2 protein-coding genes, 2 tRNA genes and 1 pseudogene are annotated in these 5,291 nt (G+C 71.4%); 1 reads left to right on the forward strand and 4 read right to left on the reverse strand.

The window, feature by feature from the left end; translation table 11 throughout:
- Positions 1-389 precede the first annotated feature (389 nt).
- Positions 390-1,715, reverse strand: coding sequence for a tyrosine--tRNA ligase (gene tyrS, locus QM572_RS02000; protein ID WP_415089486.1), 1,326 nt, complete (start codon positions 1,713-1,715; stop codon positions 390-392).
- A 100-nt stretch (positions 1,716-1,815) separates the two neighbouring features.
- On the opposite strand from tyrS, the gene QM572_RS02005 reads away from it, so the two are divergent.
- Positions 1,816-4,455: a response regulator gene (locus QM572_RS02005; protein WP_415089488.1), complete on the forward strand. Its 2,640-nt coding sequence runs from the start codon at positions 1,816-1,818 to the stop codon at positions 4,453-4,455.
- Here the strand turns inward: QM572_RS02005 and QM572_RS02010 are convergent.
- From QM572_RS02010 to QM572_RS02020, 3 genes and pseudogenes are all read right to left on the reverse strand, one after another.
- Positions 4,453-4,526, reverse strand: a tRNA-Ile gene (locus tag QM572_RS02010). The two genes, QM572_RS02005 and QM572_RS02010, sit on opposite strands and share 3 nt — an antisense overlap.
- 88 nt (positions 4,527-4,614) lie before the next feature.
- Positions 4,615-4,690: transfer RNA gene (locus tag QM572_RS02015), tRNA-Asn, on the reverse strand.
- Between the two features lie 88 nt (positions 4,691-4,778).
- Positions 4,779-5,291 (reverse strand): annotated as a pseudogene (locus QM572_RS02020) (DNA primase); the annotation flags it as partial.

The following is a 5,291-nucleotide window of genomic DNA, read 5'->3' on the forward strand; positions in this document are numbered from 1 at the left end:
ACCCACCACAAAAGCAGGCCAGCCGACGGGGCTACAAAAAAATTCATCGACTATTCAATAACACACTGTTGAGTTCTCAAGAATCACACGCACACCGCGGCTCGAAGCTTGTGGCTTCTCCCCTTCGGGACTTGTCTGACTTTATCGGAGCTTCTCTTTCCGATCCAAATCGGCGAGTCCCGCTCCTCACTTCCGCACGCTTCTGAAGCCTGGCTTCGTGGCCGCATCGTGGCGCGCACACGTCACCGGCATGGCGAAGATGTGGAGGTGATCGCCTCGGGGCCGGCAGCCCGACCTTCTGGTCTTGCTCCCCGCCGCTCCGTTGGCGACTCAGAGAACATTAGACCCCCGCTCGCACCATGACAAATCGGCGCGTGCACCCGCTCGCACTAGGCGATCTCGACGCCTGCGAAGCGCTTCTTGCCCCGGCGCAGCACCAGCCACGAGCCGCCCAGGAGGTCGCTCTCGGAGACGCTCGCCTCGGGGTCGGTGACCCGCTCGTTGTTGAGGTAGGCGCCGCCCTCGCCGATCGTCCGGCGCGCCTCGCCACGGCTCGCGGAGAGCCCGCTCTCCACCAGGAGGTCCACCACCGACGGCAGCGCCCCTCCCCGGGCAACGCGCACCGAGCCGGCCTCCGACAGCGCAGCCGCGAGCGTCGCCACGCTGAGCGACGTCAGATCGCCGCCGCCGAACAGGGCGGCCGCGGCCGCCTTCGCCTGGTCGGTCTCCGCGGAGCCGTGCACCAGGGTCGTCATGTGGTCGGCGAGCGCCTTCTGCCCCGAGCGGAGGAACGGCTTCTCGGCGGTCTCCGCCTCCAGCGCCTCGATCTCCTCATGCGACAGGAAGGTGAAGAACCGCAGCATCTCCCCCACCTTGACGTCCTCGACGTTGAGCCAGAACTGGTGGAAGGCGTACGGCGACATCATGGCCGGGTCGAGCCAGAGCGCGCCGCCCTCGGACTTGCCGTACTTCGTCCCGTCCGCCTTGGTGATGAGCGGGGTGGTGAAGGCGTGGGCGTGGCCACCGTCGGCGCGCCGGATGAGCTCGACGCCCGCCGAGATGTTGCCCCACTGGTCCGCGCCCCCGTGCTGCAGCGTGACGCCGTGGTCGCGGAAGAGCTGGAGGAAGTCCATCGACTGCAGCAGGACGTAGGAGAACTCGGTGTAGCTGATCCCGCTCTCCAGGCGGCTCCGGACGGTGTCGCGCGCCAGCATCCGGTTGACCGGGAAGTGCTTGCCGATGTCGCGGAGGAAGTCGATCGTCGACAGCCCGGCGGTCCAGTCGTAGTTGTTCACCATCGTCGCGCCGTTCGTCCCGGTGAACCCGGGGTCGCCGGCGAAGGAGACGAACGGCTCGATCTGGCGGCGTACCCGCTCCACCCAGTCCTTCACGGTGTCGAGCGAGTTCAGCGTGCGCTCGCCCGAGTCGCGCGGATCGCCGATCATGCCCGTCGCCCCGCCCACGAGCATGTACGGCGTGTGGCCGGCCCTCTGCAGGCGCATCGCGGTCACGATCTGGAGCAGGTTGCCCATGTGCAGGCTGGGCGCGGTGGGGTCGAAGCCGATGTAGAAGCGGACGCTGCCGCCGGCCAGGGCCGCGCGCAGGGCGTCCCGGTCGGTGGAGTCGGCGATGAGGCCCCGCCACTCGAGGTCGTCGAGCACCGAGGCGCCGGCACGGGAGTCGCGGGGGGCGTCGGCGGACGCGTGGAGGGACACGGATTGCCTTCCGTCGTACGGGGATCGAGCGCGGAGCCAGCTTGGCTCAAGCCCGCCCAAGCGTAGTGCGAGCCCCACTACGCTGACGGGCAGGAGGTGGATGGTGGATCGAGACGTCGTCAATCGCGTGATCGTGAACGCCTCTCGCGACGGTGTGCTGCTCCTCGATCGCGCCGGGGATCTGCTGTGGGCCAACGACAAGGCCGACGAGATCCTCGGCCTCGACCCGGGCGCCGCCGACGACGGCGGGCTGCGGTTCGCCGACCTGCTGGACGAGGCCCGCCGCCCGTGGCTCGCCCGCCGCCTCGCCGAGCTGAGCGCCGATCCCCACGATCACGAGGTGATCCTGCATCCACCGGGTCGCGAGCCGGTCTGGTCGTGGGTCCGGGTCTCCCCCGCGGTCGAGGACGGGCGCGCCATCGGCCTGGTCGTGCGGATCAGCACGGCGACGGAGAGGACGCCCCTGATCGAGGCGCTGCGGATCGCCCGGATAGGCGGATGGCGGCTCGACGTCGACTCCGGGCTGATCTCCGGGTCGGCGGAGCTGATGGCGCTCTTCGAGGCCGACTACCGGTCCTTCCCGATGACCGTCGCGGAGTTCGTGAGCCAGCTGCACCCCGACGACCGGGCCATGGCCGCGGAGAACCTCGAGCGGCTGGTCGACGGCAGCGTCTCCCGGGCGACCGTCGACGTGCGCCTGGCCGACCCTCGCAGGGTCAGCTGGATCCGCATCCGCGCCGTCGCGCACCGCGACGCCGACGGCCGGGTCTACGAGGTGGTCGGGACCGACCAGGACATCTCCGAGGTCAAGGCGCGCGAGCTGTCGCTCAGCGAGTCCAACACCGTGAACTCGATCCTGCACAACGTCGCCTCGGCGGCGAATCGAGCCACGACCCTGTACGACGTCCTCGCCTTCAGCCGCACGGCGCTCGTCGGCCACAGCGACTGGACGGCGGTCTACTTCCTCCAGGGCGACGCGAGCGGGCAGCTGGTGCTGCTCGGCGAGGGGATCGACGGCGACCCGGTCCCCACCGACGCCCTCATCGACGTCGCGCTGCGGGCCCTGACGGTCCAGGGCGTCGTGTGGAGCGACGATCGCTCGACGGTGGCCAGTCTCGTCTTCGACGACGGCCAGCCCGCCGGCGTACTCGTGCTCGTGCCGGCGCCGCCGATCCGGCAGCCCGACCTGGTCGAGCTGGTCGCGGAGCAGGTCGCGCTGCAGTTCGGGCGGGTGGCCGAGCGGGAGCGGACGCGGGTGGAGCTGGCGGTGGCCCGGGACGCGGCGCTGTCCGCGTCGGCCCAGAAGTCGCGCTTCCTCGCCGTGATGAGCCACGAGGTCCGCACGCCGCTCAACGGGGTGATCGGCCTCGGCGAGCTGCTCCTCCAGAGCAGGCTGACCGCCGCGCAACGCGGGCTGGTGCTCGGCGTGCAGCGCGCGGGCAGGTCCCTGCTCGCGCTGGTCAACGACACCCTCGACCTCAGCAAGCTGGAGGCGGGGAAGATCACGATCGAGCAGATCGAGTTCGACGTCCGCGAGCTGGTCGAGACGACCGCCGCGCTGCTCGCGCCCGAGGCGCAGGCCAAGGGCGTCGGGCTCGACGTGCACGTGAGCGCCACGGTGCCGCCCGTCCTGCGCGGCGATCCGACCAGGCTCGGGCAGATCCTCACCAACCTCCTCGGCAACGCGGTGAAGTTCACCTCCGAGGGCGAGGTCTCGGTCGACGTCGCGGCGGTCCCGCACGGCGACCGCGTCGAGCTCGGGATCGCGGTCGCCGACAGCGGGCCGGGGATCCCGCCCGACCGGGTGGCCGCGCTCTTCGAGCCGTTCGAGCAGGGCGACACCTCCACGACCCGGATCTACGGCGGGACGGGGCTGGGGCTCACCATCTCGCGCGAGCTGATCGGCGCGATGGGGGGCGAGCTCCACCATGCCTCGCCGTCCGGCGGCGGCAGCGTGTTCTCGTTCTCCGTGGTGCTCGAGGTGGGAGGGGACGTGGACGCCGCCGCCGGCACACGGACCGAGGAGCCGGCGCGGCCACGGGTCCTGGTCGCCGAGGACAACGAGGTCAACCAGCTCGTCGCCGTCGGGATCCTCGAGGGGCTCGGCTGCGAGGTGACCGTCGTCGCCGACGGGCTCGAGGCGGTCGGCGCCGTGGACGGTCGCCGCTTCGACCTGATCTTCATGGACGTCCAGATGCCACGCATGGACGGGTACGCCGCCACCCGCCGCCTCCGCGCCGAGGGCGGCACGCCGCCGATCATCGCGCTCACGGCCTCGGCGACCGACGACGTCCGCGCCGAGTGCCTGGCGGCCGGCATGGACGACTTCCTGACCAAGCCGCTGGATCGCGACGCGCTCACCGCCGCCATCGAGCGGTGGACGGGCATCCGCCTCTCGCCCCGCGTCGACCTCCGGCGGCTGACGATGCTGGCCGGCTTCGACGACGGTGCCCCCGAGTTCCTCCGGCGCGCCATCGACCGCTTCGCGGGCAACGCCGAGGAGGCGCTGCGCCAGCTGCGACAGCTGGCGGACGCGGGCGATCGCGCCGGACTTCGGGCCGAGGCGCACCGGCTGCTGGGCTCCGCGCTGAACCTCGGCCTGGACGCCTCCGCCGCCCTGCTGCGCGAGATCGAGGACGCCGCCCAGCGGGCGGACGACACCGCCGCGCACGTCGCGCTCGCCAAGCTGGAGCACGAGCTCCGCCACGACGTCGAGGAGCTGCGAGCCCATCGGGAGTAGGGCGGGTGGGGCTCGAACCCACGACCCAAGGATTATGAGTCCTCTGCTCTGACCGACTGAGCTACCGCCCCTCGGGCGGAGACCCTACCGACCTCGAGGGTGCGGGGAGACATCCACCACCCAGCGCTGAGAGGCGCGGAAGCGCGAGGGGCGACGATCTGGCTCCCCCGGTTGGACTCGAACCAACAACCCTGCGATTAACAGTCGCATGCTCTGCCAGTTGAGCTACAGGGGATCGCTTGGCAGCGGCGAAACACTAGCAAGGGCGGTCCCGCCGAATGAAATCGCGGGTCGCCGGACGCCGGCCGGGAGTCGGCCGGGAGTCAGGAGGCGATCTCGTCGCGCAGGGCGCGGCGCTCCTGCTCCAGCGCGGTGAGCTCGCCGGCCGCCTTGAAGTAGCCGTCGAGGTCGCTGGGGTCGGCGCGCTGGAGGCGGGAGTGGGCGTCGGCGATGCGGCGCGCGAGCGTGGTCTCCCGCAGGCGCGAGACGACCTCGCGGACGTAGTCGGCGTCCTCCTTGCGGGTCACGATCGCCTCGACGACCAGTGCGTTGAGCAGGGGAACGAGGCGCTCGTCGGCGCAGTGGGTGCACAGCGTCGAGGCCCACTGCGGATCGCCGGCGCCGGCGACGACGCCGCCTGCGGCCGCGATGAGCGCCCAGATCGCGCGGTAGGCGGGATGGGTGAAGTCCTCGGGTGCGATGCTCGCGGTGAGGCTGCCGACGACGACCGGCCGCTGGATCAGGACCTTGAGCGCCTCCCGCTCGAGCGCGAGTCGGGGGTCGCGGGGGTCGGGCAGCGCCGGGCCGGCTGGCGGCGCCTGGGGCGCGGCGGCGGC

It is taken from the genome of Nocardioides sp. (genome assembly GCF_047607365.1).
Classification (GTDB): domain Bacteria; phylum Actinomycetota; class Actinomycetes; order Propionibacteriales; family Nocardioidaceae; genus Nocardioides.